Annotated in this window: 21 protein-coding genes; 6 read left to right on the top strand and 15 right to left on the bottom strand. The window is 70.2% G+C overall.

The features are described from left to right. Nucleotides 1-98: 98 nt before the first annotated feature. The 3 genes from D3869_RS20110 to D3869_RS20100 all read right to left on the bottom strand — a co-directional run bounded on the left by D3869_RS20110 (nt 99) and on the right by D3869_RS20100 (nt 1758). Entirely contained in the window at nt 99-560 is a 462-nt protein-coding gene (locus D3869_RS20110) for an SH3 domain-containing protein (RefSeq protein WP_137141608.1), read from the bottom strand. Nucleotides 561-694: 134 nt separating this feature from the next. Beyond that, nucleotides 695-1018 carry an AzlD domain-containing protein gene (locus tag D3869_RS20105; RefSeq protein WP_088123940.1) on the bottom strand — a complete coding sequence of 108 codons (324 nt, stop codon included), beginning with the start codon at nt 1016-1018 and terminating at the stop codon, nt 695-697. Between the two features lie 11 nt (nt 1019-1029). After that, nucleotides 1030-1758: an AzlC family ABC transporter permease gene (locus D3869_RS20100; protein ID WP_137141607.1), complete on the bottom strand. Its 729-nt coding sequence runs from the start codon at nt 1756-1758 to the stop codon at nt 1030-1032. A 225-nt stretch (nt 1759-1983) separates the two neighbouring features. On the opposite strand from D3869_RS20100, the gene D3869_RS20095 reads away from it, so the two are divergent. Both D3869_RS20095 and trhA read left to right on the top strand, forming a co-directional pair. After that, on the top strand, nt 1984-2871 hold the full coding sequence (locus tag D3869_RS20095; protein ID WP_137141606.1) for a phytanoyl-CoA dioxygenase family protein: 888 nt from the start codon (nt 1984-1986) through the stop codon (nt 2869-2871). A 70-nt stretch (nt 2872-2941) separates the two neighbouring features. Beyond that, entirely contained in the window at nt 2942-3601 is a 660-nt protein-coding gene (trhA, locus tag D3869_RS20090) for a PAQR family membrane homeostasis protein TrhA (RefSeq protein ID WP_137141605.1), read from the top strand. 53 nt (nt 3602-3654) lie between these two features. Here the strand turns inward: trhA and clpB are convergent, their stop codons facing one another. After that, nucleotides 3655-6285: an ATP-dependent chaperone ClpB gene (gene clpB, locus D3869_RS20085; RefSeq protein ID WP_137141604.1), complete on the bottom strand. Its 2631-nt coding sequence runs from the start codon at nt 6283-6285 to the stop codon at nt 3655-3657. A gap of 238 nt (nt 6286-6523) precedes the next feature. Here clpB and D3869_RS20080 point away from each other — a divergent pair, with 238 nt between their 5' ends. Beyond that, entirely contained in the window at nt 6524-7078 is a 555-nt protein-coding gene (locus D3869_RS20080; RefSeq protein WP_137141603.1) for an NUDIX domain-containing protein, read from the top strand. A 73-nt stretch (nt 7079-7151) separates the two neighbouring features. Then, the gene (locus D3869_RS20075) at nt 7152-7946 is read left to right on the top strand and encodes an MOSC domain-containing protein (RefSeq protein ID WP_137141602.1); all 795 of its coding nucleotides are present in this window, start codon (nt 7152-7154) and stop codon (nt 7944-7946) included. Between the two features lie 79 nt (nt 7947-8025). On the opposite strand, the gene D3869_RS20070 is transcribed toward D3869_RS20075, so the two are convergent. Together D3869_RS20070 and prmC are read right to left on the bottom strand one after the other, a co-directional pair. Then, nucleotides 8026-8466: a DUF4167 domain-containing protein gene (locus D3869_RS20070; RefSeq protein ID WP_137104554.1), complete on the bottom strand. Its 441-nt coding sequence runs from the start codon at nt 8464-8466 to the stop codon at nt 8026-8028. A 287-nt stretch (nt 8467-8753) separates the two neighbouring features. Next, nucleotides 8754-9608, bottom strand: coding sequence for a peptide chain release factor N(5)-glutamine methyltransferase (gene prmC, locus D3869_RS20065; protein WP_137141601.1), 855 nt, complete (start codon nt 9606-9608; stop codon nt 8754-8756). Nucleotides 9609-9754: 146 nt separating this feature from the next. Here prmC and D3869_RS20060 point away from each other — a divergent pair, with 146 nt between their 5' ends. Next, a complete protein-coding gene (locus D3869_RS20060; protein ID WP_137141600.1) occupies nt 9755-10114 on the top strand; it encodes an endonuclease domain-containing protein in 360 nt (119 codons plus the stop codon). Nucleotides 10115-10123: 9 nt separating this feature from the next. Here the strand turns inward: D3869_RS20060 and prfA are convergent, their stop codons facing one another. The 7 genes from prfA to D3869_RS20025 form a co-directional block, all read right to left on the bottom strand. Beyond that, nucleotides 10124-11197, bottom strand: coding sequence for a peptide chain release factor 1 (gene prfA / locus D3869_RS20055; RefSeq protein WP_094305560.1), 1074 nt, complete (start codon nt 11195-11197; stop codon nt 10124-10126). Next, complete coding sequence (hemA, locus tag D3869_RS20050; protein ID WP_137141599.1) at nt 11172-12515, bottom strand: glutamyl-tRNA reductase; 1344 nt, start codon at nt 12513-12515, stop codon at nt 11172-11174. Before hemA ends, prfA begins: the two co-directional genes overlap by 26 nt. Nucleotides 12516-12630: 115 nt before the next feature. Beyond that, nucleotides 12631-13767: a flavodoxin-dependent (E)-4-hydroxy-3-methylbut-2-enyl-diphosphate synthase gene (ispG, locus tag D3869_RS20045; protein WP_137141598.1), complete on the bottom strand. Its 1137-nt coding sequence runs from the start codon at nt 13765-13767 to the stop codon at nt 12631-12633. Nucleotides 13768-13899: 132 nt separating this feature from the next. Then, nucleotides 13900-15252 (bottom strand): helix-turn-helix domain-containing protein, encoded by a 1353-nt coding sequence (locus D3869_RS34505; protein ID WP_282190175.1) that lies wholly within the window; start codon nt 15250-15252, stop codon nt 13900-13902. 217 nt (nt 15253-15469) lie between these two features. Continuing rightward, a complete protein-coding gene (gene ptsP, locus D3869_RS20035) occupies nt 15470-17770 on the bottom strand; it encodes a phosphoenolpyruvate--protein phosphotransferase (protein WP_137141597.1) in 2301 nt (766 codons plus the stop codon). A gap of 1 nt (nt 17771) precedes the next feature. Beyond that, complete coding sequence (locus D3869_RS20030; protein ID WP_137141596.1) at nt 17772-18863, bottom strand: NAD(P)H-dependent flavin oxidoreductase; 1092 nt, start codon at nt 18861-18863, stop codon at nt 17772-17774. A 26-nt stretch (nt 18864-18889) separates the two neighbouring features. Then, nucleotides 18890-20125, bottom strand: a complete 1236-nt coding sequence (locus D3869_RS20025; RefSeq protein WP_137141595.1) for an aspartate kinase — start codon at nt 20123-20125, stop codon at nt 18890-18892. A 156-nt stretch (nt 20126-20281) separates the two neighbouring features. Here D3869_RS20025 and ubiG point away from each other — a divergent pair, with 156 nt between their 5' ends. Then, complete coding sequence (gene ubiG, locus D3869_RS20020) at nt 20282-21043, top strand: bifunctional 2-polyprenyl-6-hydroxyphenol methylase/3-demethylubiquinol 3-O-methyltransferase UbiG (RefSeq protein ID WP_137141594.1); 762 nt, start codon at nt 20282-20284, stop codon at nt 21041-21043. Nucleotides 21044-21184: 141 nt separating this feature from the next. On the opposite strand, the gene ptsN is transcribed toward ubiG, so the two are convergent. Next, complete coding sequence (gene ptsN / locus D3869_RS20015) at nt 21185-21643, bottom strand: PTS IIA-like nitrogen regulatory protein PtsN (protein WP_137141593.1); 459 nt, start codon at nt 21641-21643, stop codon at nt 21185-21187. Nucleotides 21644-21677: 34 nt separating this feature from the next. Continuing rightward, the gene (gene hpf / locus D3869_RS20010; RefSeq protein WP_137141592.1) at nt 21678-22274 is read right to left on the bottom strand and encodes a ribosome hibernation-promoting factor, HPF/YfiA family; all 597 of its coding nucleotides are present in this window, start codon (nt 22272-22274) and stop codon (nt 21678-21680) included. Nucleotides 22275-22394 lie beyond the last annotated feature (120 nt).

The raw sequence follows: 22394 nt of genomic DNA, 5'->3' as shown, positions 1-22394 counted from the left end.
CCCGCTCCGCAGGGGAGGGAGAATCCTGAGAAGCGGCGGCAGTCCCCTCCCCTGCGAAGCGGGGGAGGGTTAGGGAGGGGGCAAAACCACCCCCCGCCTCAGTTCGAAATCGGCGTCGCCTCGATCCTGCGGCGCGGGGCGGCCTTGATCGAGGGGCCGGCGTTGTCTTCCGGCTTGGCTACGGTGGTCGTCGTGCCGCGGGCGGTCTGGATGGGCGCGCTGCCGCGCAGGCGCAGCAGATGAATCCGCACATAGGCGGTCGACCCCGCGGCCTGGACAGCCACCCAGTCGGTGCCGCGGGCGCGGCCCAGAACCTTCAGGGGCTGGCTGGGCGGGAAGGTCGCGACGATGGGCGCGCTGTTGCTCGGCTGCGAGCGCAACGCAGTGGTCTTGTCGGTTTCCCAGTCCCCGGAGACGGTGTCGAATCCCGCCGGGGAGGCGCTGGCGGTCCCCTGCACCACGGGCGCGCGGTTGGTCCGTTCGCCCGTCTGGCAGGCGGTCAGCATCACCGCGCAGGCCACGGCGAGGGAGACGGGAACGAGGCGCAGGCGTCTGGTCATCACGGACTCGGTTGGGTAGCCCTTTCGATCGGGCGACCATACAGGATGCGCCCCCACCCGCGCCACCGCGCCGCGGCAGAACGGCTATGCACTGTTTGTGGCAGGAAAGTGGCGCCGGCTTTCGCACCCGCCCCCTAGGCGAGGACACCCAGCTGCCAGGTGAAGAAGACGCCCAGCGCCACGGCGATGGTGAGGAGCTGCTTGCCCGTCACCACGCAGGCCAGCACGGCGGCCAGCGCGCCGACGAGCTGCGGGTTCGTCCAGGTCAGCTCCAGCCCCTCGCCGTTCGGCGACAGGATCATCGGCACGATGATGGCGGTCAGCACCGTCACCGGGACGAAGCCCAGCGCCTGCTTCAGCAGCGGCGGGAAGACCACCCGGTCGCCCAGCACGAACAGCGCCGCCTTCACGAAGACGGTGACCGCCGCCATGCCCAGGATCATGACGGTGTTGGTCAGGACGGTCCCGGTCATGCCGCCTCCTCCTCCCGCCGTCCGGCCTCCAGACCGCCGGAGCGCCAGCGCTGCAGGGCCATCCCCACGGCCACCCCGGCCACCACGGCGGCCATCAGCCCCAGCTTGTAGGGCACGTCCTGCCCCAGATAGGCCACGGCGCCCGCCGCCACCGCCGCCGCGAAGTTGGGCAGGCTGGCGAGCTGCGGGACGACGATGGCGATGAAGGTGGCGACCATCGCGAAGTCCAGCCCCAGCGACTGGAGCTGTGGGAAGGCCGCGCCGAACAGCAGGCCGACCAGGGTCCAGAACTGCCAGTTCGCGTACATCGACAGGCAGGAGCCCAGGAAGTACCAGTGCCCGAGCGGCGCCCGCGGGTGCCGGGCGTAGTAGCCGGCCATCACCGCGAAGGTCTCGTCGGTCAGGAAGAAGCCCAGCGTCCAGCGCCAGCGCGCCGGCAGATGGGCGACGTGCGGCAGCAGCGTGGCGGCGTAGAGGGCGTGGCGCAGGTTCACGATCAGGGTGGTCAGCCAGATCACCGCCAGCCCGGCGTGCCCGGCCACGAGCCCCAGCGCGATGAACTGGCTGGACCCCGCATAGACCGACAGGGACATGAGCTGCCCCTGCCACGCCGCCAGCGGCCCGGCGGCCACCAGCGTGCCGAAGATCACCCCGAAGGGCGCCGCGCCGATGACCATCGGCAGGGTGTCGCGGGCGCCGGCGGCGAAGCTGGATCGTCTGGTCATGATCGTTCTGAAGCGTCTTCTTGAACCGTTCCTTGGAACAGCGTCGGGTTGCGGACCATAGCGCTGCGACGAGCGCGCCGCCCGCCTTTTATTGTCCGGGAGACAAGTCCATCCACCCCACCCCGCGCAAAATGCCGCATGCGAACGAACGATGAAAAGCTCCCGTATTTGGAGTATTCCTTGGGAACTCTCGCACTCGCTGTGTCTGCCGGGGAGCCCGCTCGCGTGAAGGTACCGTTCAACAACAAGGCCCGTTGGATCGACGACGTCATCTGGCATCAAATCCCGCGCCTGAAGATCGAGCCGCGGCGCAAGCTCGCCGCGTCGCTGGTCGCGCCCTTCCGGCCCCGCACCCCCGGTTTCACACCGTCCGAACGGGCGTTGAGCCTCAAGACCCAGTTGGAGACGCGCGGCTACACCGACGCCTTCCGCCTGATGACCGACGAGCAGGTCGCGGCGATGCGGCGCTATTTCGAGGAACAGCCCTGCTTCGACGGCGGCCACCGGGAATACGGCTCCTTCACCATCGGCAAGGTGCCGTCACCGGACATCCAGATGGCCCGCTATGTGGAGGAGCAGTTCTTGGCCGCACCGCACCTGCTGGACACCATCAACCACCCGCTCGTCCTGGAGGTCGCGGAGGCGTTCCACGGCTGCAAGCCGACCATCGACGGCATGTCGGTCTGGTGGTCGCTGGCCCGGCCCAACCCGCGGATCAGCACGCAGAACTACCACCGGGACTACAACCAGGTCCGCCACTTCAAGATGTTCCTGTACCTGACGGACACCGACATGGGCGGCGGGCCGCACATCTACGTCCCGGCCTCCCAGCACGGGCAGGAGCTTCTGGAGCGGCGCAACCATTCCGACGCCGAGGTCGAGGCGGTCTACGGCGCGTCGGCGCCCGTCGCGCTGACCGGGCGGGCGGGCGACTGCTTCCTGGCCGACAACAGCGGGATGCACAAGGCTCTCCAGCCGACGCACAGCGACCGGCTGATCGTCGTCACCGAATACACGCTGCTGCGCAACCGCTTCGGCCCGCTCCAGCCGGTGCTGCCGAATCCGGACCGCCGTTACGACCCCTACATCAACCGGGTCTATCTGCGGAGTTAACGATTCCGATGGGGCCGGCGTGCCGGGGAGAGGGCTTTCCATTCGCCCGCCTTTCCGGCAGGCTGGTCCCATGAAACCCGATTCCAGCTTCGAGTTTCCCGTCCACACGGCGGGCGAACGTGCGGCGGACGCGGTCATCCACGCCATCGGCGTGATCGCCGGCCTGATCGGCGCGTCCTGGCTGCTGGCCGTGACGGCGGGCCATGTTTCCGCGACCGAGATGGTGTCGCTGGTCGCCTACGGCGCCGGGCTGGTCGGCATGCTGAGCGCGTCGGCCGCCTACAACCTCGCTCCGCCGGGGCGGCGCAAGGCGGTGCTGCGGCGGCTCGACCACGCGATGATCTATGTGATGATCGCCGGCAGCTACACCCCCTTCACCCTGAACCGGTTGGACGGCGCCGCGGGAATCCCGCTGGGCGTCGCGGTGTGGGTGGTGGCGCTGGGCGGGGTGGCGTTGAAGCTGTTCGCCTCCTGGCGGTACGAACGGCTGGGCTTCGTGCTCTATCTCGGGCTCGGCTGGGCCATCCTGTCGGTGGCCGAACCGCTGTGGCGGTCGCTGTCCCCGACGACGCTGCTTCTGCTGGCGGTGGGCGGGGTGGTCTACACGGTGGGCGCCTTCATCCACACGCTGGACCGCCTGCCCTACAACATCCCGGTCTGGCACGCGCTGGTCATCGTGGCGGCCTCCTGCCACTTCGCCGCGGTGGCGCGGGAGTTCGTGGTGACCTGACGACCGAGGGGCCTCGCGAAAGGCCCCTCGCCCGCATCGTCAATGTGCCGCCGTCAGTGGACGGTGGTCACCGGCTGGGTGGCCGCGCTGCGCACCTGGGCAGAGACGGGCAGGCCGTTGATGGTCAGCTCGCCGCCTTCCGCCCCCACCTTGACCGTCTGGCCGTCGGCGACGCGGCCCTCCAGGATCATGGTGGCCAGCGGGTTCTGAAGCTCCCGCTGGATCACCCGCTTCAGCGGACGCGCGCCGTAGACCGGGTCGTAGCCGGCCTCGGCCAGCCACTGCGTCGCCGCCTCGTCCACCTCCAGCGTGATGTCGCGGTCGGCCAGCATGCGGACCAGCCGGCCGAGCTGGATCGTCACGATCCCGCCCATGTGGCTGCGGTCCAGGCGGTGGAACAGCAGGATCTCGTCCAGCCGGTTCAGGAACTCCGGCCGGAAATGGGCACGCACCACCTCCATCACCTCGTCGCGCACGGCGCCGCTGTCCTGGCCTTCCGGCTGGGCCGCCAGCACCTCGGAGCCGAGGTTCGAGGTCATGATGATGACCACGTTGCGAAAATCCACCGTCCGCCCCTGCCCGTCGGTCAGGCGCCCGTCGTCGAGCACCTGGAGCAGCACGTTGAAGACGTCCGGGTGGGCCTTCTCGACCTCGTCGAACAGGACGACCTGATAGGGCCGGCGGCGCACCGCCTCGGTCAGCGCCCCACCCTCCTCATAGCCGACATAGCCCGGAGGCGCGCCGATCATGCGGGCGACCGAGTGCTTCTCCATGTATTCCGACATGTCGAGCCGGACCATCGCCGTCTCGTCGTCGAACAGGAACTCGGCCAACGCCTTGGTCAGCTCGGTCTTGCCGACGCCGGTCGGGCCGAGGAACAGGAAGGAGCCGATCGGCCGGTTGGGGTCCTGCAGGCCGGCGCGGGCGCGGCGGACGGCGTTGGACACCGCCACGATGGCCTCGTCCTGGCCGATCACGCGGGTTTTCAGGCGGGTTTCCATCGCCAGCAGCTTCTCCCGCTCGCCGGCCAGCATCTTGTCCACCGGCACGCCGGTCCAGCGGCTGACCACGGCGGCGATGTCGCTGTCGCGCACCTCCTCGTTCAGCATGCGGTTGGCGGCGTGGGCCTCCGCCTCCTTCAGACGCTTCTCCAGGTCGGGGATGACGCCGTAGGCCAGCTCGCCGGCCCGGCCCCAGTTGCCGTCGCGCTGGGCCTGCTCCAGCTCGGTGCGGGCCTTCTCCAGGTCCTCCTTGATCTTCTGGGCGCCCTGGAGCTGGTCCTTCTCGGCCTGCCACTTGGCGGTCAGCTCGGCGGATTCCTGCTCCAGGTCGGCCAGCTCGCCTTCCAGGTTGGCGAGCCGGGCGCGCGAGGCCTCGTCGGATTCGCGCTTCAGCGCCTCCCGCTCGATCTTGAGCTGGATGATCCGGCGGTCCAGCTCGTCGATGGTCTCCGGCTTGCTGTCCACGGCCATGCGCAGGCGGCTGGCCGCCTCGTCGATCAGGTCGATGGCCTTGTCGGGCAGGAAGCGGTCGGTGATGTAGCGGTTCGACAGGGTCGCCGCCGACACGATGGCGCCGTCGGTGATGCGCACGCCGTGGTGCACCTCGTAGCGCTCCTTCAGGCCGCGCAGGATGGAGATGGTGTCCTCCACCGTCGGCTCCGGCACGAAGACGGGCTGGAAGCGCCGGGCCAGTGCCGCGTCCTTCTCGATGTGCTTGCGGTACTCGTCCAGCGTGGTCGCGCCGACGCAGTGCAGCTCGCCGCGCGCCAGCGCCGGCTTCAGCATGTTGGAGGCGTCCATGGCGCCGTCCGCCTTGCCGGCGCCGACCAGCGTGTGCAACTCGTCGATGAAGACGATGATCTCGCCCGCCGCCGCCTGGATCTCCTGGAGCACGGCCTTCAGCCGCTCCTCGAACTCGCCGCGGTACTTGGCCCCGGCGACCATGCCGGCAAGGTCGAGCGACAGCAGCTTCTTGTTCTTCAGCCCTTCCGGCACGTCGCCCTTGACGATGCGCTGGGCGAGTCCCTCGACGATGGCGGTCTTGCCGACGCCCGGCTCGCCGATCAGGACGGGGTTGTTCTTGGTGCGCCGCGCCAGCACCTGGATGGTGCGGCGGATCTCCTCGTCGCGCCCGATGACGGGGTCGAGCTTGCCCTCGCGCGCCGACTCGGTCAGGTCGCGGGTGTATTTCTTCAGCGCGTCGTAGCCCTGCTCGGCGCTGGCGGTGTCGGCGGTGCGGCCCTTGCGGACCTCGTTGATCGCGGTGTTCAGCGCCTGCGGGGTGACGCCCGCGCGCTTCAGCACGGCGGCGGACGGCGTGCCGTCGGCCATGGCGAGCGCCAGCAGGATGCGCTCCGCCGTGACGTAGCTGTCGCCCGCCTTCTTGGCGACCGCCTCCGCCTGCTCGAACACGCGGGAGAGTTCCGGCGTCAGATACACCTGACCGGCCCCGGCGCCTTCCACCTTGGGCTGCTTGTCCAGCTCAGCGTCCACGCCCGACAGCGCCAGGGCGGGGTCGCCGCCGGCCGCACGGATCAGGTTGGAGGCCAGCCCTTCCTTGTCGTCCAGAAGGGTCTTCAGCAGGTGTTCCGGCGTCAGCCGCTGGTGGCCGCGCCGCAGGGCCAGGGTCTGCGCCGCCTGCACGAAGCCACGGCTGCGCTCGGTGTATTTTTCGAAGTCCATGATGTGCTCCCTTCATCGCCGACCGTCCGCGAGGCAGCCCGGTCAGTCCGATCCACGTTACCAGTGCGATCCGCAAGGATGCATGCGTCGCCGTAGATGTGGGAGAGGCCCATCCGTATGCAAGACCCCCCGGTACGCGTGGTTATTGCTTTTGTCGGACCCGCGCCGAAAGGGTGGCTTTCCGCGGCCCGCCGGAAAAGGCTAGGGTTTTGCGCCAATGCCACGGACTCCCGCCTTCATGACGGCCACGCCCACCAGCACCCCACCCGGCACCCCGCGCGACCCTTCGCCCAAGGCCCTGCGGCCCGCCCTGACCACCCCCCTGATGCGGCTGGCCTGGCACGGCCGCAACATGTGGCATTGGGTGGCGCGCCCGCTGACCATGGGGGTGCGGGGGATCATCCTGGACGACTCGGACCCTGGGGGCGGGGCGGCCTCGGTCCTGCTGATCCGCCACAGCTACGTCGGCGGCTGGCATTTTCCGGGCGGCGGAGTCGGAAAAGGCGAGACGCTGGTGGAGGCCATGCGCCGCGAGGTGCGGGAGGAGGTCGGGTTGACGGTGGAAAGCGGCCCGCAGCCCTTCGGCGTCTACGCCCGCTTCCGGCACGGCGCGAGCGACCATGTGGCGGTCTTCGTCGCGCGCGGGTGGTCGGGAACGCCCCGGGCCGACGGGGTGGAGATCCTGGAGGCGCGCTTCTTCCCGCTGGACCGGCTGCCGGAGGACACCTCCCCCGCGACGCGGCGGCGAATCGCCGAGTTCCAGGGTCGGGAGCCTTTGGCCGAGCGCTGGTGACGGCTAGCGCTGGTGACGGTTTTCGATTGCAACGGTTGACAGAAGCAAACCGGTCCCACCATTGTGCGATGCAATGCCCGCGACCGTCGCCGCCATACGCCGCTACCCCGTGAAGGGGCTGAGCGGCCAGGACCTTCCCGCCGTTGACCTCGTCACCGGCCAACCCATCCCCTTTGACCGGCGCTTCGGCCTGCTGCACGGCCCGGCCGCCCTGAGCCCGGACGTCGAGGGCTGGCGCCCCAACGAGGATTTCTTCACGCTCGACCGGAACGAGAAGCTGGCGCTGCTCGACACCGAGTTCGACGAGGCCACCCAGTCGCTGATCATCCGGCGCGGCGGCAAGCAGGTGTCGCGTGGGCGTCTGGACCAGCCGATGGGCCGGATGCTGGTGGAGCAGTTCTTCGCCGCCTATCTGGCCGGCGCGGCCCCCGGCCTGCCCAAGCTGGCCGAGGCCAGGAATCCCGCGCAGGGCGGCGGCGTCTCCTTCACCGACCGGGAAGAGGCGGCGGTCTCCATCCTCAATCTCGCCAGCGTGCGCGATCTGGAGGAACGGGTGGCCAAGCAGCCGGTCGATCCGCGGCGCTTCCGCGCCAACCTGATGATCGACGGGCTGGAGCCCTGGGTGGAACGCCAGTGGATCGGCGCGCTGCTGACCGTCGGCGAGGTCACCCTGCGCATCTGCGACCACAAGGACTGCCGACCCTCCAGCGAGGTCAACCCGGCGACCGGCGCGCGCGACCTCAACACGCTCCCCATTCTGGAGCGCGGTTACGACCACACGCAGTGCGGCGTCTATGCCCGGGTGGTGCATGGGGGCCGGATCGCGGTGGGCGACCCGGTGGCGCTGGCCGAAGACCTGCCGTCCTGAAAACCCGCCAAGCCTGAAACCCGCCGGTCCTGAAGCCGGAACCCCCCGGCCTCAGGACTGACGGTTACCAAACGGATTGTCAGGCGCTCATCGGGGTGCGTTCGTCGGCGGCAGCCTCGGACTCGTCGCCCATCTCGCCGCCGTCCTCGTCCTCCGCCGAACCGCCCAGGCTGGGCTGCGGGCCGAGGCCCGCGGCGCCGGCGTTGCCGCGCTGGCGGTTCTCGGATTCCTGGATCTGGTTGATGATGCGGAAATAGTGCTCCGCATGCTGAAGGTAGTTTTCCGCCTGGACGCGGTCGCCGGACGAGGAGGCGTCGCGGGCCAGCGCCAGATACTTTTCATGGACCTGCCACGCGTTGCCGCGGATGCGCACGTCCGGACCATTGCTGTCGAAGGTCTGGTGACGCAGCGGAACGTTCTGCCGGCGGTTGCCACCGCCACCTCCGCCGCCGCCACCTCCGCCACCACCGCCGCCGTTGCCACGACCGCGCGAGCGCCTGGAGTTCGGTCCTTGTCTCATTTGGCTCTTATGGCCCCATGTAAGAGAAGTGCAATCCCGCGAACGCCCTGGCTGACCATCCGGTCGCCGGGCCCGCCGCGGAACCAACCGCGGATGGGTCGCAGGGATCAAATCGACGCGCCCAACCGATCAACCGGTCTGCCTTCTCGGACGTCCGCCCAACCGCGCGGGGTTTCCGGAGGCCATGGGTACGCCCTGGGATGATCGTCCCCGGGCCATCGTCGTCCTTGCACCCTACTGGGGACCGCGCGTCAATCCAACCTTTTTTTTGGGGGGATGGGGCGAAATCACGACCGCTTCCACCCCAGGACGCAGCGTTCCACGCCGCCCAGATCGCGGAAGACGCCCGCCGGCTCCAGCCCGGCAGCGGTCAGCAGCCCGGCCACGTCCGCCGCCTGCCCCTGCCCGACCTCCAGCCCGGCCAGACCGCCCGGCTGGAGCAGGTCCGGCGTCTGCGCGGCGATGATCCGGTAGGCGTCCAGCCCGTCGGCACCACCGTCCAACGCGCGCAGCGGATCGTGCTCGCGCACCTCCGGATCGAGGGCGGCGATGTCGGCGCTGGGGATGTAGGGCGGGTTGGAGACGACGACGGCGAACCGCTCGTCCAGCCCGGCGCCCCAGTTGCCGGTCTGGAAGCGCGCCCGCTCCGCCAGCCCGTTGCGCGCCGCGTTCTCGGTGGCGGCGGCCACCGCACCGGGGCTGAGGTCGACGCCGAGGCCGCTGGCGTTGGGCAGTTCCGCCAGCAGGGCCAGCAGGATGCAGCCGGTCCCGGTGCCGAGGTCGAGCAGCCGCAGCGGGGCGTTGCGGTCGGACAGGGTCTTCAGCACCGCCTCGACCAGCGTCTCGGTGTCGGGCCGGGGTTCGAGGGTGTCGGGGTTGAGGGCGAGGTCGATCGTCCAGAACTCGCGATGGCCGAGGATGCGCCCCACCGGCTCCCGCGCCGCCCGGCGCTCGACCAGGGCGAGGAGGCGCGCCGCGTCGGGCTCGGGGATGGCGTCGTTGGCCCGGGTGAACAGGTCGTGGCGGGTGAGGCCCAGCGCGTGCTCGACGAGCAGGCGCGCGTCGAGGTCGGGCGTGTCCACCCCGGCCTCGCGCAGGCGGGCCTCAGCGGTGCGGCGGAGTTGGTGAAGCGTGATGGTCATGGCTTGCCCCCACCCTCCCCATGCGCCGCATGGGTCCCCTCCCTCCCCCGCTGCGCAGGGGAGGGCGATCGATGCGACGCCCTGTTCCCTCCCCTGCGCAGCGGGGGAGGGTTAGGGTGGGGGCCTGTGTTGCCACACGAGCGCCTATGCGAAACTCCAAGCTGAAATACCGCGCTCGTGACCTGCGCACTCAGCCCACCGACGCCGAACGGACGCTCTGGCGCCAATTGCGCAGCGAACAGCTCAGCGGATGGAAATTTCGCCGTCAGCACCCCATTCCCCCCTACATCGCCGATTTCGCCTGCATCCAAGCCAAGCTGGTTGTCGAAGTCGATGGCGGTCAGCACGCCGACTCCGCTTACGACTCCGCCCGGGACGAGCATTTGCGGCACCATGGCTGGCGAATCCTGCGCTTCTGGAACAACGACGTGCTGAACAACCCGGAGGGCGTGGCGGCGACGATCCTCGCCGCCATCGGCGGGCCGAAACTCCCACAAGGAGATTGACGAAACCGCCTACTGCAGTTCCGACAGCCGCGCTGCCTCGTCCTCGGCCGTCAGCGCGTCGATCAGCTCGTCCAGCGCCTCGCCGGCCATCACCTTCTCGATCTTGTAGAGCGTCAGGTTGATGCGGTGGTCGGTCACCCGCCCTTGCGGGAAGTTGTAGGTGCGGATGCGCTCCGAGCGGTCGCCGGAGCCCACCTGGCTCTTGCGGTCGGCGGCGCGGGCCTTGTCCTTCTCGGCGCGCTCCCGCTCGTAGAGGCGGGCGCGCAGCACCTTCAGGGCCTTGGCCTTGTTCTTGTGCTGGCTCTTCTCGTCCTGCTGGCTGACCACGAGGCCGGTCGGCAGGTGGGTGATGCGCACCGCGCTGTCCGTCGTGTTCACCGACTGGCCGCCGGGACCGCTGGAGCGGAACACGTCGATGCGCAGGTCCTTCTCGTCGATGTGGATGTCCACCTCCTCCGCCTCGGGCAGCACCGCGACGGTGGCGGCGGAGGTGTGGATGCGCCCCTGGGTCTCGGTCGCCGGGACGCGCTGCACGCGGTGGACGCCCGATTCGAACTTCAGCCGGGCGAAGACGTTGCGGCCGGTGATGTTGGCGATGGCCTCCTTGTAGCCGCCGATGCCGGTCTCGCTGACCTCCATCGTCTCGAACCGCCAGCCCTGGAGCCCGGCGTAGCGGCGGTACATCTCGAACAGCTCCGCGGCGAACAGGGCCGCCTCGTCGCCGCCGGTGCCGGCGCGCACCTCCAGAATGGCGTTCTTCTCGTCCGCCTCGTCCTTGGGCAGCAGGGAAATCTGCACCCGGCGCTCCAGGGCGGGGATGCGGCGGGTGAGGTCGGCGAACTCCTCCTCGGCCAGCGCCTTCATGTCGGCGTCGCCCGCCGGGTCGGCGATCATGCCGGCGAGGTCGGCGGCCTCCGCCTTCGCCTTCTTCAGCTCCGCGATGGCCTCGGCCACCGGGGTCAGGTCGGCGTATTCCTTCGACAGCCGGGCGAAGTCCGCCGGGTCCACCGTCCCCGCCGCCATCGCGTCCCGCAGCTCGTCATGGCGGGCCACGACCCTATTGAACTTCTCGTCCAGGCTCACGTCGCTCGTCCTTATCCAAATCACTCCCGGCGCCCGGGCCGACTCCCAGACCGGCTCCGGCGGACTCGTCCAACCGGAACAGCCGGAACAGCAGCCGTTCCGCCGCCGCCCGCTCCGCCAGCCCGGCCCCGTCCGGGTCCGCCGCCATGGCGCGCAACGCCTCCGACGGACCATGCAGCAGCCGGTTGACCAGCAGCCGCGTCGCCGACGCCGCGTCCAGCCCCCGCTGCTCGTCCAGCAGGCGCCGCCGCTCCGTCTCGAAATGCGTCCGCAGCGCCGCCACGGCGGGCACCGCGGCGCGCTCGGCCCGGTGGCGGGCGAAGGCCGCCAGGGCGTCGTCCACGATGGCCCAGGCCGCCTGGGTCGCCGCCTCGCGCCCCACCCGCCCCTGCAGCGCCACGCGCTCCAGGTCGGCGAGGTCGTAGACGAAGGCCTCGTCCAGCCCGGCGACGTCCGGATCGACGTCGGCGGGGATCGCCGCGTCCACCACGAACACCGGGCGCCGGCGGCGGCGCTTCAACGCCGCCCCCAACTGCGGCGCGGAGAGGATATAGCGCCCCAGACCCGCCGCGGTCACCACGATATCCGCGCTGGTCAGCGCCGAATCGAGATCGGCCCAGGGCACGAAGTGGCTGTCCATGCGCCGCGCCGCCGCTTCCGCCCGGCGGTCCACCGGGGCGGCGACGGTCAGCCGGCCGAGTCCCGCCTCCCGCAGCCCCTCCAGCACCAGGGCGCCCATGTCGCCCAGCCCCATCAGCAGGCCGGTGCAGCGCTTCAGGTCGCCGTGCAGGTCGCGCGCCACCTGGACCGCCGCGGCGACCAGCGAGGTGGCGCCCTCGGCGATCGGCGTCTCGCGGCGCACCCGCTTGGCGGCGCCATAGGCGGCCTGGAGAAGCCCCTCCAGCTCCGGCCCGGACAGGCCGGCGGCGGCGGCGTGGCGGTGGGCGGCCTTGACCTGCCCCAGGATGTGCGGCTCCCCGACGATCTGGCTGTCGAGCGAGCAGGCGACGGCGAAGACGTGGCGCACCGCCGCCGCGCCGGTCAGGGTGTAGAGCTGTCCGGCGAGGTCGGGCTCGCTGAGCCCCACCCGCTCCGCCATGATCCCGGCGATGGTCAGCGCGGCCTCGTTCGGGCGCTCGTGCACCGCCTGGACCTCGACCCGGTCGCAGGTGCTGAGCCACATCGCCTGGCTGACGCCGGCCGCGCTCAGCCGCTCCAGCATCGCCGGCACCTCCGCCTCCTCCGTCGTCAGACGGTCGCGGATCGCGCCGGAGCAGGACCGGTGGCTGGCGCCGATGACGAAGTAGGAAGCGGTCACTCTGACTCTGGCCCAGGCCGCGGCACGGCCGACAAGGATGATATGGTTGCCGCGGATTTAAGCACGGATGGCACGGAGCGTCCCTAGTTCAAATTGTCCGCCCGCGCCGGTTCTGTCACTCGGCGGCCTTCTCCGCCGCTTTTTCCGCCGCCTTGGCCGCCTCGATCTCGGCGGCCTTCTTCTCGACCAGCCCGACGAGGTGGTCCACGATGTTCTGGTCCTTCAGCCGGTGGTCGGTGACGCCGGACAGATAGACCTGATGGGTGTTGTTGCCGCCGCCGGTCAGGCCGATGTCGGTCTCGCGCGCCTCGCCGGGGCCGTTGACCACGCAGCCGATGACCGACAGGGTCAGCGGCGTGGTGATGTGGGCCAGCCGCGCCTCCAGCGTCTCCACCGTCTTGATGACGTTGAAGTTCTGCCGCGCGCAGCTCGGGCAGGAGATGACCGTGACGCCGCGCCGCCGCAGGCCCAGCGACTTCAGCATCTCATAGCCGACCTGGACCTCCTCCGCCGGCTCGGCCGACAGGGAGACGCGGATGGTGTCGCCGATGCCCGACCACAGCAGCATGCCCAGCCCGATGGACGACTTCACCGTCCCGGCGCGCAGGCCGCCGGCCTCGGTGATGCCGATGTGCAGCGGGTAGTCGCAGGCCTCGGCCAGCCCCTGGTAGGCGGCGACGGCCAGGAACACGTCGGACGCCTTCACCGAGATCTTGAACTCGGTGAAGTCATGGTCCTCCAGGATCTTGGCGTGATTCAGGGCGCTCTCGACCAGCGCCTCCGGGCAGGGCTCGCCGTACTTCTCCAGCAGGTCCTGCTCCAGCGAGCCGGCGTTGACGCCGATGCGCATGGAGCAGCCGTAATCCTTGGCCGCCTTCACCACCTCGCGCACCCGCTCGGCCGAGCCGATGTTGCCGGGGTTGATGCGCAGGCAGGCCGCCCCGCTCTGCGCCGCCTCGATGGCGCGCTTGTAGTGGAAGTGGATGTCCGCGACGATCGGCACCGAGACCTGCGGCACGATCTGCTTCAGCGCCAGCGCCGATTCCTGGTCGGGGCAGGAGACGCGCACGATGTCGGCGCCCACCCGCTCCGCCGCCTGGATCTGCGCCACCGTCGCCGCCACGTCGGCGGTCGGCGTGTTGGTCATCGTCTGCACCGAGATCGGCGCATCGCCGCCGACGAGCACGTTGCCCACCCGGATCTGGCGGGACTTGCGGCGAAGGATCTGGCGGTAGGCGCGCACGCTGCTCATGGGCTGAGGCCTCGGGGCATGAATCGGGTCCGGCGCGTCTTATAGCGCAGCCGGCGTTACGCCTGAAGTGCGGTCCGCCGCGCCGGATTCAAGGGAAAAAGCCGTCGCTGGCTCGTCTTTGGCGGCCCGTCCTCAATGGGCGGGGGCGGCGCCGCGCAGGGTCGGGGCGTGCTGGTCCAGCGACACGTCGCGCAGCACCTGCCCCACCGCGCCCATCGGCGCGCCGTCCACCCCGTCGGTGACGACGATGAGCCCGCCGGCGTTGCCGGTGCGCACGCGGATGCCCGAACGGTCGGGCACGCGGTAGACGTCGCCCGGCTTGAGGACGCGGGTGAAGATGATCTCGCCGCTGTTGTCGCGCACCTGGATCCAGCTGTCCTGCGTGGCGCGGAGCTGGATGCGCGAGGCCGCGTTCTGCGTGCCGTAGACCTTCGACGGCAGCGCTCCGTCCGCGGCGGGCGGCGGCGCCGTGGGAGCGGCGGGCGGCAGGCTGGCGATGGCCGGGGCGGCGGGGGTGAGCGGAGTCGGCTCCTGCGCGGCGCCTTCGGCTTCGTCGTCCTCGGCCGGGGGCGGCGGGACGTTCACCATGGCCGAGGGCGCGGCGGCAGGAGCGGGGGCCGGAGCCGCCGCGGGAGCGCTCGGCTTGGCGGGAGCGGCCGGCGCCGGCTGGGCGACCACCGCCGCAGGGGCCGGGGCGGGCTTCGCCGGAGCCGACAAGGCTGGGACTTGGGCGGTCGGGGTGGGAGCCGATGCCACCGGAGCGGGAGTCGCCGGAGCGGGATTCGCCGGAGCAGGCGTTGACGGGGCGGGCACCGCCGTGGACGCTCCCCCGGCCGCAGGCCCGGTGGACACCGGAGGAGCCGCCGGAGCGGACGGGGCCTCCGCCATCACGGTCGGGACGGACGCCGGAGCGGCGGGCGACTCGACCGGGGCCGTGGCGTTCTGCACGCCGCCGTTCTGCCCACCGCCGTTCTGGCTGGCGTTGAAGGGCAGCGTGTCGAGCAGCGAGACCAGCCGGTCGGGCAGGGTCGGGACCAGATCGACCATCGAGCGGTCGGTCGCCGACAGATAGTACCAGCCGCCATAGACGATGCCCGCCAGCACCATCGTGCCGAGCAGGACCGTGCCGCCGGGGATGCGGCCCTCCGGTACCGGAGTCGGGAAATAGAGCTGCTGGCTGCGCGTGCGGCCCGCCGCCTCGTCCTTGTAGCGGGTGAGGATGGTGTCCGGGTCGAGCCCCAGGCATTCCGCGTAGGAGCGCAGGAAGCCGGCGGCGTAGGTGGTGCCCGGCAGATCCTCGAACCGGCCCGCCTCGATGGCCTGCAGGTAGGGGTAGCGGATGCGCAGCATCGTCGCGACCTCGCGCAGGTCGTAGCCGAGGCTCTCGCGCGTCTCGCGCAGGGTGTCGGACACGCTGGGGCCGGTCTGCGCCGGGCCGTCCTGCGCGGGGTCGTAGGAGCCGAAAACCTTGCGCTTGGCCATCATCTCAACCGTACCGTCGCCTCGGATGACTTGTGGTCGCACCCCCGGCATGGGTACGCCAGCCGCGGGGGCGGCGCAACCGGGAATGACCGTGATCCTGCCATCTTGTATACGCCCTTCGCCCGAACCGCTGTAACAAAACGCCGCCACGGCACGGCGCAACGCCGGATATGGCTCCGGGGTGGAGGAAGCGACCGCGGGCGCCAGCTTGGGCGGAGCCTCAGATGAGGACGCCGTGGTCCTTGGCGAAGCTGCGCAGCTTGTCGCGCAGGCTGTGGTCGCCGCGCAGATAGAGCCCGTTCATGTACTGGCGCAGCGCCGCCACGTCGAGCGAGCGCAGCATCGTCTTCACCGGCCCGACCGAGGGGGGTGACATCGACAGGGTGCGGAAGCCGATGCCGATCAGCGCCATGGCGTCGAGCGGACGGCCGGCCATCTCGCCGCAGATGCTGACCGGGACGTTGGCGTCGCCGCAGGCCTCGACCAGCCGCCGCAGCAGGCTGAGCATGGCCGGGGACAGCGGGTCGTAGCGGCCGGAGGTGCGCGGGTTGCCGCGGTCGCTGGCGAAGATGTACTGGGTCAGGTCGTTGGAGCCGACCGACAGGAAATCCACCCGCGGCAGCAGGGCGGGCAACTGCCAGAGCAGCGCCGGCACCTCGATCATCGTGCCGACGCGCACACGGCTGGGCGGCTCGCCGCCCTGGCCTTCCAGGCGGGCGATCTCCAGGTCGAGCAGGCGGCGGGCGGCGTCGAACTCCGCCACCTCCGCGATCATCGGGAACATCACCGACAACGGACGCCCGGCGGACGCCCGCAGCAGGGCGCGCAGTTGCTGGCGCAGCAGCGAAGGGTGGTCCAGCCCGATGCGGATGGCCCGCCAGCCGAGCGCCGGATTCTCCTCGCCCTCGCTGGCCGCGATGTAGGGCAGCATCTTGTCGCCGCCGACGTCGAGCGTGCGGAAGACCACCGGCTTGTCGTCGGTCTGGTCGAGGATGCGGGAATAGAGGTCGGTCTGGGCGTGGACGTCCGGGTAGGTCGAGCGCACCATGAAGGGGATTTCGGTGCGGTAGAGGCCGATGCCCTCCGCCCCGCTGGCCTTCAGATGCGGCAGGTCGATCAGCAGGCCGCAGTTGAGCTGAATGGAGATCGGCACGCCGTCCCGGGTGACCGAGGGCAGCGCGCGGATCGTTTCGTACATCTGCTCCTTGCGGGCGCGCAGGGCCACGGCCTCCGCGAAGGCCATCTGGATGTCCTCGGCCGGGCGGACGAAGGCCTGCCCGTGGTCGCCGTCGACGATCACCGGGTCCAGCGGCTCGATCCGGTTCAGCGCATCCGGCGCCTGCACCACCGGGATGTTCAGCGCGCGGGCCACGATGCAGACGTGGCTGGAGGGCGATCCCTCCTCCAGGATCACGCCGCGCAGGCGGCGCTGGTCGTAGTCGAGAAGCTCCGCCGGCCCCATGGACCGCGCGACCAGGACGATGTCCTCCGGCAGCGTGCCGCCGTCGGCCTCCGACTTGCGCCCGGCGAGGTGCTGGAGCAGCCGGTTGGTCAGATCCTCCAGATCGAGCAGCCGCTCGCGGATGTAGGGGTCGGTCAGGTGGCTCATGCGGGCGCGGGTGTCGTTCTGCACCTGCTGCACGGCGCCTTCGGCCGTCAGACCCATGCGGATCGCCTCGCGGATGCGCGACAGCCACCCGCGGTCCTCCGCGAACATGCGGTAGGTTTCCAGGATGTCCTTGGGCTCGCTCAAGCCCGCCAGCGCCGCCGCGTTCAGCAGGTCGTCGATGGCGCTGTGCATGGTCGCAATGGCGGCGTTCAGCCGCGCCAGTTCGCTCTCCGCGTCCTCGGAGACCATCTGGCGGACGGTGAGCTGCGGGCGGTGGATCACCGCCAGCCCCATCGCCAGACCGCTGGCCAGCGAGGTGCCCGACAGGCGGGCCGGCAGCAGCGCCGGATCGCCCGTGGAGGCGACCTCCTGCGGGTTGACCAGCTCGCCCTGGGCGACCAGCTCGGCCACCACCATGGCGATGGTCTGGAGCGTCTCGACCTCGACCTCGGTGTAGCGGCGGCGGTCCTTGTGCTGGATGACCAGGACGCCGCGGACCTTGCCGCCGCGCAGGATCGGCACGCCGGCCAGCGACAGGAAGGGGTCCTCCCCCGTTTCCGGGCGGTAGGCGAAGCTGGGGTGCGACGGCGCGTTGTCCAGCGCGATGGGCCGCGCGTGGCCGGCGATGTCGCCGACGATGCCCTCGCCCACGCGCAGGCGGGTGTTGTGCACGGCGTCCTGGTTCAGGCCGAGCGTGGAGAACAGCTCCAGCACCTCGCCCGCCCGCATGACGTAGCAGGAGCAAACGTCCGCCCCCATCTCCATGCCGATCAGCGTGACGATCTTGTCCAGCCGCTCCTGGCCGGAGCCGGAGCCCGCCATGACGTCGCGCAGCCGCGCCAGCAGGCGGCGCGAGGCGGCGCCGTCGAAGCCCGGCGAACCGGCGGGGATGTCGCCCACGACGCCGTTCATCTCACGCCGCCCCCAGGATGGCCGATGGACCGATGACCGGCTGCTCTTCGGCGTCAATGCGCGGGCAGCGGGCGGCCAGCGCCGATTCGGCCTGGGCGATCAGGTCGCCGATGATCTCGGCCACCGGCTGCTCGCGCGTGACCAGCCCGACGCTCTGCCCGGCCATCAGCGAGCCGCTCTCCACGTCGCCGTCGATCACCGCGCGGCGCAGCGCGCCGGCCCAGAAATGCTCGATCTCCAGGATGCCGGCGTCGCGCGTCGTCTCGCCGCGGTCCACCCGGGCAATGACCTCGCGCTGCAGCTCCATGAAGCGTTTGGACCCGGCGTTGGCCAGCGCCCGCACCGGGATCACCGGAAAGCGCGGGTCGATCTGCACCGACGCCTGGGCGTCGCGCGCCGAGGCCTTGATGAAGACCTGCTTGAAGCGCGGGTGCGCGATGGATTCGGTGGCGCAGACGAAGCGGGTGCCGATCTGCACGCCCGCCGCCCCCTGCTCCAGATAGGACAGGATGGCCTCGCCGCGCCCGATGCCGCCGGCCACGAAGACCGGGACCTCGCGCAGGTCGGGCAGGATCTCCTGCGCCAGGACGGTGGTGGAGACGGGGCCGATGTGGCCGCCGGCCTCCGTGCCCTCGATCACCAGGGCGTCGATGCCGAGCTTGACCATCCGCTTGCCGCTGACCAGCGTCGGGGCGAAGGCCATGGCGCGGGCGCCGCCGTCCTTGATCCGCTTGATGGTGGCGCCGCTGGGGAAGCCCCCGGCGATCACCACGTGGCTCACCGCCAGCTCCCGGCAGACATCGATCAGACGGTCGAGGTCCGGGTGCATGTTGATGAGGTTGACGCCGAAGGGCTTCGCGGTCAGCGCCCGCGTGGCGGCGATCTCCGCCGCCAGCAGGTCCGGCGGCATCGAGCCGCAGGCCAGCACGCCGAAGCCCCCGGCGTTGGAGATGGCGGAGACGAGGTGGCGCTCCGACACCCAGCTCATCGCACCGCCCATGATGGCGGTGCGCGTGCCGAGGAAGGCGCAGCCACGCTCCCACAGCCGGTCGAGTCGGGCGCCTGCGACCGCGTCGGACCTGGCGTCGGTCATCGCCGCCCCTCCCCCTTCACCGCGACTCAGGCCGCGTCCAGCCCGTAGGCGGTGTGCAGCGCGCGCAGCGCCAGCTCCGCATACTCCTCGGCGATCAGGACGGAGATCTTGATCTCGGAGGTGGAGATGACCTGGATGTTGATGCCCTTGTCGGCCAGCGCCTTGAACATGCGCTGCGCGACACCGGCGTGGCTGCGCATGCCGACGCCGATCACCGACACCTTCACCACGTTGGCGTCGGAGACGATGCGCTTGTAGTTCAGCTCGGCCTGGGCGTCCTCCAGCACCTTGACGGCGCGGGCGATGTCGGCCTTGCCGACCGTGAAGGTCATGTCGGTGGACTTGCCGTCTTCCGACACGTTCTGGACGATCATGTCGACATTGACGGCGGCGTCGGTCAGCGGACCGAAGATGCTGGCCGCCACGCCCGGACGGTCGGCGACGCCGATGAGGGTGATCTTCGCCTCGTCGCGGCTGTAGGCGATGCCGCTCACAACTTCCTTTTCCACGATCTCGTCCTCGTCAACAACAAGGGTACCGGGAAGCGCGCTGCCGGCGGCCTCCTCGAAGCTCGACAGAACCTGCACGCGCACGCGGTGGTTCATCGCCATCTCGACCGAGCGGGTCTGCAGGACCTTCGCCCCCTGCGACGCCAGCTCCAGCATCTCCTCGTAGGTGATCTTGGAGAGCTTGCGCGCCTTGGTGACGATGCGCGGGTCGGTGGTGTAGACGCCGTCCACGTCGGTGTAGATGTCGCAGCGGTCGGCCTTCAGCGCCGCCGCGAGGGCGACCGCCGAGGTGTCGGAGCCGCCGCGGCCCAGCGTGGTGATGCGCCCACCCTCGGTCACGCCCTGGAAGCCGGCGACCACGGCGACCTCGCCGGTGTTCATCCGCTTGTCCAGCTCCGCCGTGTCGATGGACACGATGCGCGCCTTGCCGTGCGTCTCGTCGCTGTAGATCGGAATCTGCCAGCCGAGCCAGGACCGCGCCTGGATGCCGAGCGACTGCAGCGCGATGGCGAGGAGACCGGAGGTCACCTGCTCGCCCGAAGCGACGATGGCGTCGTACTCGCGCGCGTCGTGCAGCTTGTCGATGTCGTTGCAGTATTTCACGAGCTGGTTGGTCACGCCGGACATCGCCGACACGACGACGGCAACCTGATGCCCCGCCTTGACTTCCTGCTCGACCTTTCGGGCCACGTTCTTGATGCGGTCGATGTCGCCGACCGACGTGCCGCCGAACTTGAGGACGATCCGCGCCATACCTCACACCATGTCTGGGCCGGCGAAAAAGCCGGCAGTCCGCGCCCCCGCTCTACCGTTGCCGGCGCGGGGCGGCGTATCCATACTCTGTCGCTCACAGCGAGGCAAGTTCGCCCCGCAATTGTTCTCGCAATCCAAGCATACGGGATTTCTTTCATGACCGCGACCGCCGGAACCGCAGGCACCGCAGGCACTGTCGACCCCCAGGACATCGCCCGCTTTTCGGCCATCGCCGCGGAATGGTGGGACCCCACCGGCAAGTTCCGGCCCCTGCACCGGCTGAACCCGCTGCGGCTGGCCTACATCCGCGACACGCTGTGCCGCCGCCTGGGCCGCGACCCGCTGGCGGCGGAGCCGCTGAAGGGCCTGCGCATCGTCGACATCGGCTGCGGCGGCGGCCTGCTGTCGGAGCCCGTCGCCCGCATGGGCGCCACCGTGGTGGGCGTCGACGCGGCCGAGCGCAACATCCGGACCGCCGCCGCCCACGCCGCGGAAACCGGCACCCCCGTCGATTACCGCGCCACCACCGCCGAGGCGCTGGCCGCCAGCGGCGAGCGCTTCGACGCCGTGCTGGCGATGGAGGTGATCGAGCATGTCGCCGACGTGCCCCTGTTCGTGAAGTCCTGCGCGGCCCTGACCGCGCCGGGCGGCGCGCTGTTCCTGGCGACGCTGAACCGCACGCCGAAGTCCTTCGCGCTGGCCATTGTCGGGGCGGAGTACATCCTGCGCTGGCTGCCCCGCGGCACCCACAACTGGCGCCAGTTCCTGCGCCCCGGCGAACTGGCCGCCGCCGTGCGCGCGGAAGGGCTGGCGATCCGCGACCTGACCGGCATCACCTACAACCCGCTGTCCGACGAGTTCCGGCTGAACCCGCGCGATCTCGACGTGAACTACATGGGCTGGGCCGAGCGGGCCTGAACGTACAGGGCATCGGCGGGCGTACGTACAAACGTACGCCCGCCGCTCCTGTGAGGACGCGATGATCTCGGGATGCCGCAAAACGAAAAACGGGAGAGCCGCCGGCCCTCCCGTTTTTTTGTGTTCTCAAGGAAACGCGCCTTACGCCGCGTGGCTGGCTTCGTGCTGGGTCAGCAGCGCGTAGATCGCGTCCGCCGAGTCCGAACCGCGCAGCTTCTCGCACATGGACTGGTCGCGCAGCAGGCGCGACACACGGGCCAGCGCCTTCAGATGGTCGGCGCCGGCATGATCCGGAGCCAACAGCAGGAAAATCAGATCGACCGGCTGCTCATCGATCGCATCGAAGTCGATGGGCCGCTCCAGCCGGGCGAAGACGCCGTGGACGCGGTCGAGGTTGGACAGCTTGCCGTGCGGGATGGCGATGCCATGCCCGACGCCGGTGGTGCCCAACCGCTCGCGCTCCAGAAGGACGTCGAAGATCGCCCGTTCGTGCTGGCCGGTCAGCTCGGACGCCTTGCGCGCCAAGTCCTGCAGGGCCTGCTTTTTGCTGCCGGCCTTCAGGTTCGGGAGAATGGCGTGCGGCGTGATGAGATCGAGCATGACGCTATGGGTGTGGTTGGAACTGAGACCGGACTCAGGCGCCGGCCTTCTCCGCCGGGTCCACCCAACCGATGTTGCCATCGGCGCGGCGGTAGACCAGGTTCAGGCGGCCATGGGCGCCGTTGCGGAACATAAGGGCCGGAGCGTCGGCGAGTTCCATGCGCATGACCGCCTCGCTGACCGCCAGGGTCGCGATGTTGGTTTCCATCTCGGCGATCACAATGGGCTGCGCCTCTTCGGCGGCGGCCTCGTCGCTCTCCACATGGGCCTCGTCCTTCTCCGCTTCCAGGATCTGGTAGCGGGCCGGGAAGGCTTCCTGCGCGGGGGCTTCGACGCTGTGGTGGTCGCGCAGGCGGCGCTTGTAGCGGCGCAGGCGCTTGGCCAGCTTCTCGCACGCGGTGTCGAAGGCGGGGTACGGCTCGGTGGCGTCTGACGCGCTCTGAAGGACGATCCCACGACCGACATGGACCTGAATGTCGGCCTTGAACAGATGCGCTTCGCGCGTCAGGACGACGTTGGCCTCGATCGGCTTGTTGAAATACTTGCCGACGATGGTGTTCAGGCTGTCCGCGACGTGGGTGCGCAGAGCGTCGCCAACGTCAAGCTGCTTGCCTTTGACGGTCAGTTGCATTTTGGGATGTTTCCAATCTGGTCCGCGATAGACATAGGACGACGGAAGGCCGCCACGTGCGGACGGGGACCATAGTGACGGCGGTATGGGCTGTCAATCAAGGACGACCCCCTCCCGGCC

Source organism: Azospirillum brasilense, assembly GCF_005222205.1.
Taxonomy (GTDB): domain Bacteria; phylum Pseudomonadota; class Alphaproteobacteria; order Azospirillales; family Azospirillaceae; genus Azospirillum; species Azospirillum brasilense_G.
Note: the sequence above shows the minus strand (reverse complement) of the source record. Positions and strands in the feature narration are given on the sequence as shown.

Bases quoted from the DNA above. Each gene is read 5' to 3' on its own strand.
- prmC (WP_137141601.1), bottom strand. From the start codon at position 9,608: ATGACCATCACGCTTCACCAACTCCGCCGCACCGCTGAGGCCCGCCTG.
- D3869_RS20030 (WP_137141596.1), bottom strand. From the start codon at position 18,863: ATGACCGACGCCAGGTCCGACGCGGTCGCAGGCGCCCGACTCGACCGG.
- D3869_RS20060 (WP_137141600.1), top strand. From the start codon at position 9,755: ATGCGAAACTCCAAGCTGAAATACCGCGCTCGTGACCTGCGCACTCAG.
- hpf (WP_137141592.1), bottom strand. From the start codon at position 22,274: ATGCAACTGACCGTCAAAGGCAAGCAGCTTGACGTTGGCGACGCTCTG.
- D3869_RS20100 (WP_137141607.1), bottom strand. From the start codon at position 1,758: ATGACCAGACGATCCAGCTTCGCCGCCGGCGCCCGCGACACCCTGCCG.
- ptsN (WP_137141593.1), bottom strand. From the start codon at position 21,643: ATGCTCGATCTCATCACGCCGCACGCCATTCTCCCGAACCTGAAGGCC.
- D3869_RS20075 (WP_137141602.1), top strand. From the start codon at position 7,152: ATGCCCGCGACCGTCGCCGCCATACGCCGCTACCCCGTGAAGGGGCTG.
- ispG (WP_137141598.1), bottom strand. From the start codon at position 13,767: ATGAGCAGCGTGCGCGCCTACCGCCAGATCCTTCGCCGCAAGTCCCGC.
- clpB (WP_137141604.1), bottom strand. From the start codon at position 6,285: ATGGACTTCGAAAAATACACCGAGCGCAGCCGTGGCTTCGTGCAGGCG.
- D3869_RS20025 (WP_137141595.1), bottom strand. From the start codon at position 20,125: ATGGCGCGGATCGTCCTCAAGTTCGGCGGCACGTCGGTCGGCGACATC.
- ubiG (WP_137141594.1), top strand. From the start codon at position 20,282: ATGACCGCGACCGCCGGAACCGCAGGCACCGCAGGCACTGTCGACCCC.
- D3869_RS34505 (WP_282190175.1), bottom strand. From the start codon at position 15,252: ATGATGGCCAAGCGCAAGGTTTTCGGCTCCTACGACCCCGCGCAGGAC.
- D3869_RS20070 (WP_137104554.1), bottom strand. From the start codon at position 8,466: ATGAGACAAGGACCGAACTCCAGGCGCTCGCGCGGTCGTGGCAACGGC.
- trhA (WP_137141605.1), top strand. From the start codon at position 2,942: ATGAAACCCGATTCCAGCTTCGAGTTTCCCGTCCACACGGCGGGCGAA.
- ptsP (WP_137141597.1), bottom strand. From the start codon at position 17,770: ATGAACGGCGTCGTGGGCGACATCCCCGCCGGTTCGCCGGGCTTCGAC.
- D3869_RS20110 (WP_137141608.1), bottom strand. From the start codon at position 560: ATGACCAGACGCCTGCGCCTCGTTCCCGTCTCCCTCGCCGTGGCCTGC.
- D3869_RS20080 (WP_137141603.1), top strand. From the start codon at position 6,524: ATGACGGCCACGCCCACCAGCACCCCACCCGGCACCCCGCGCGACCCT.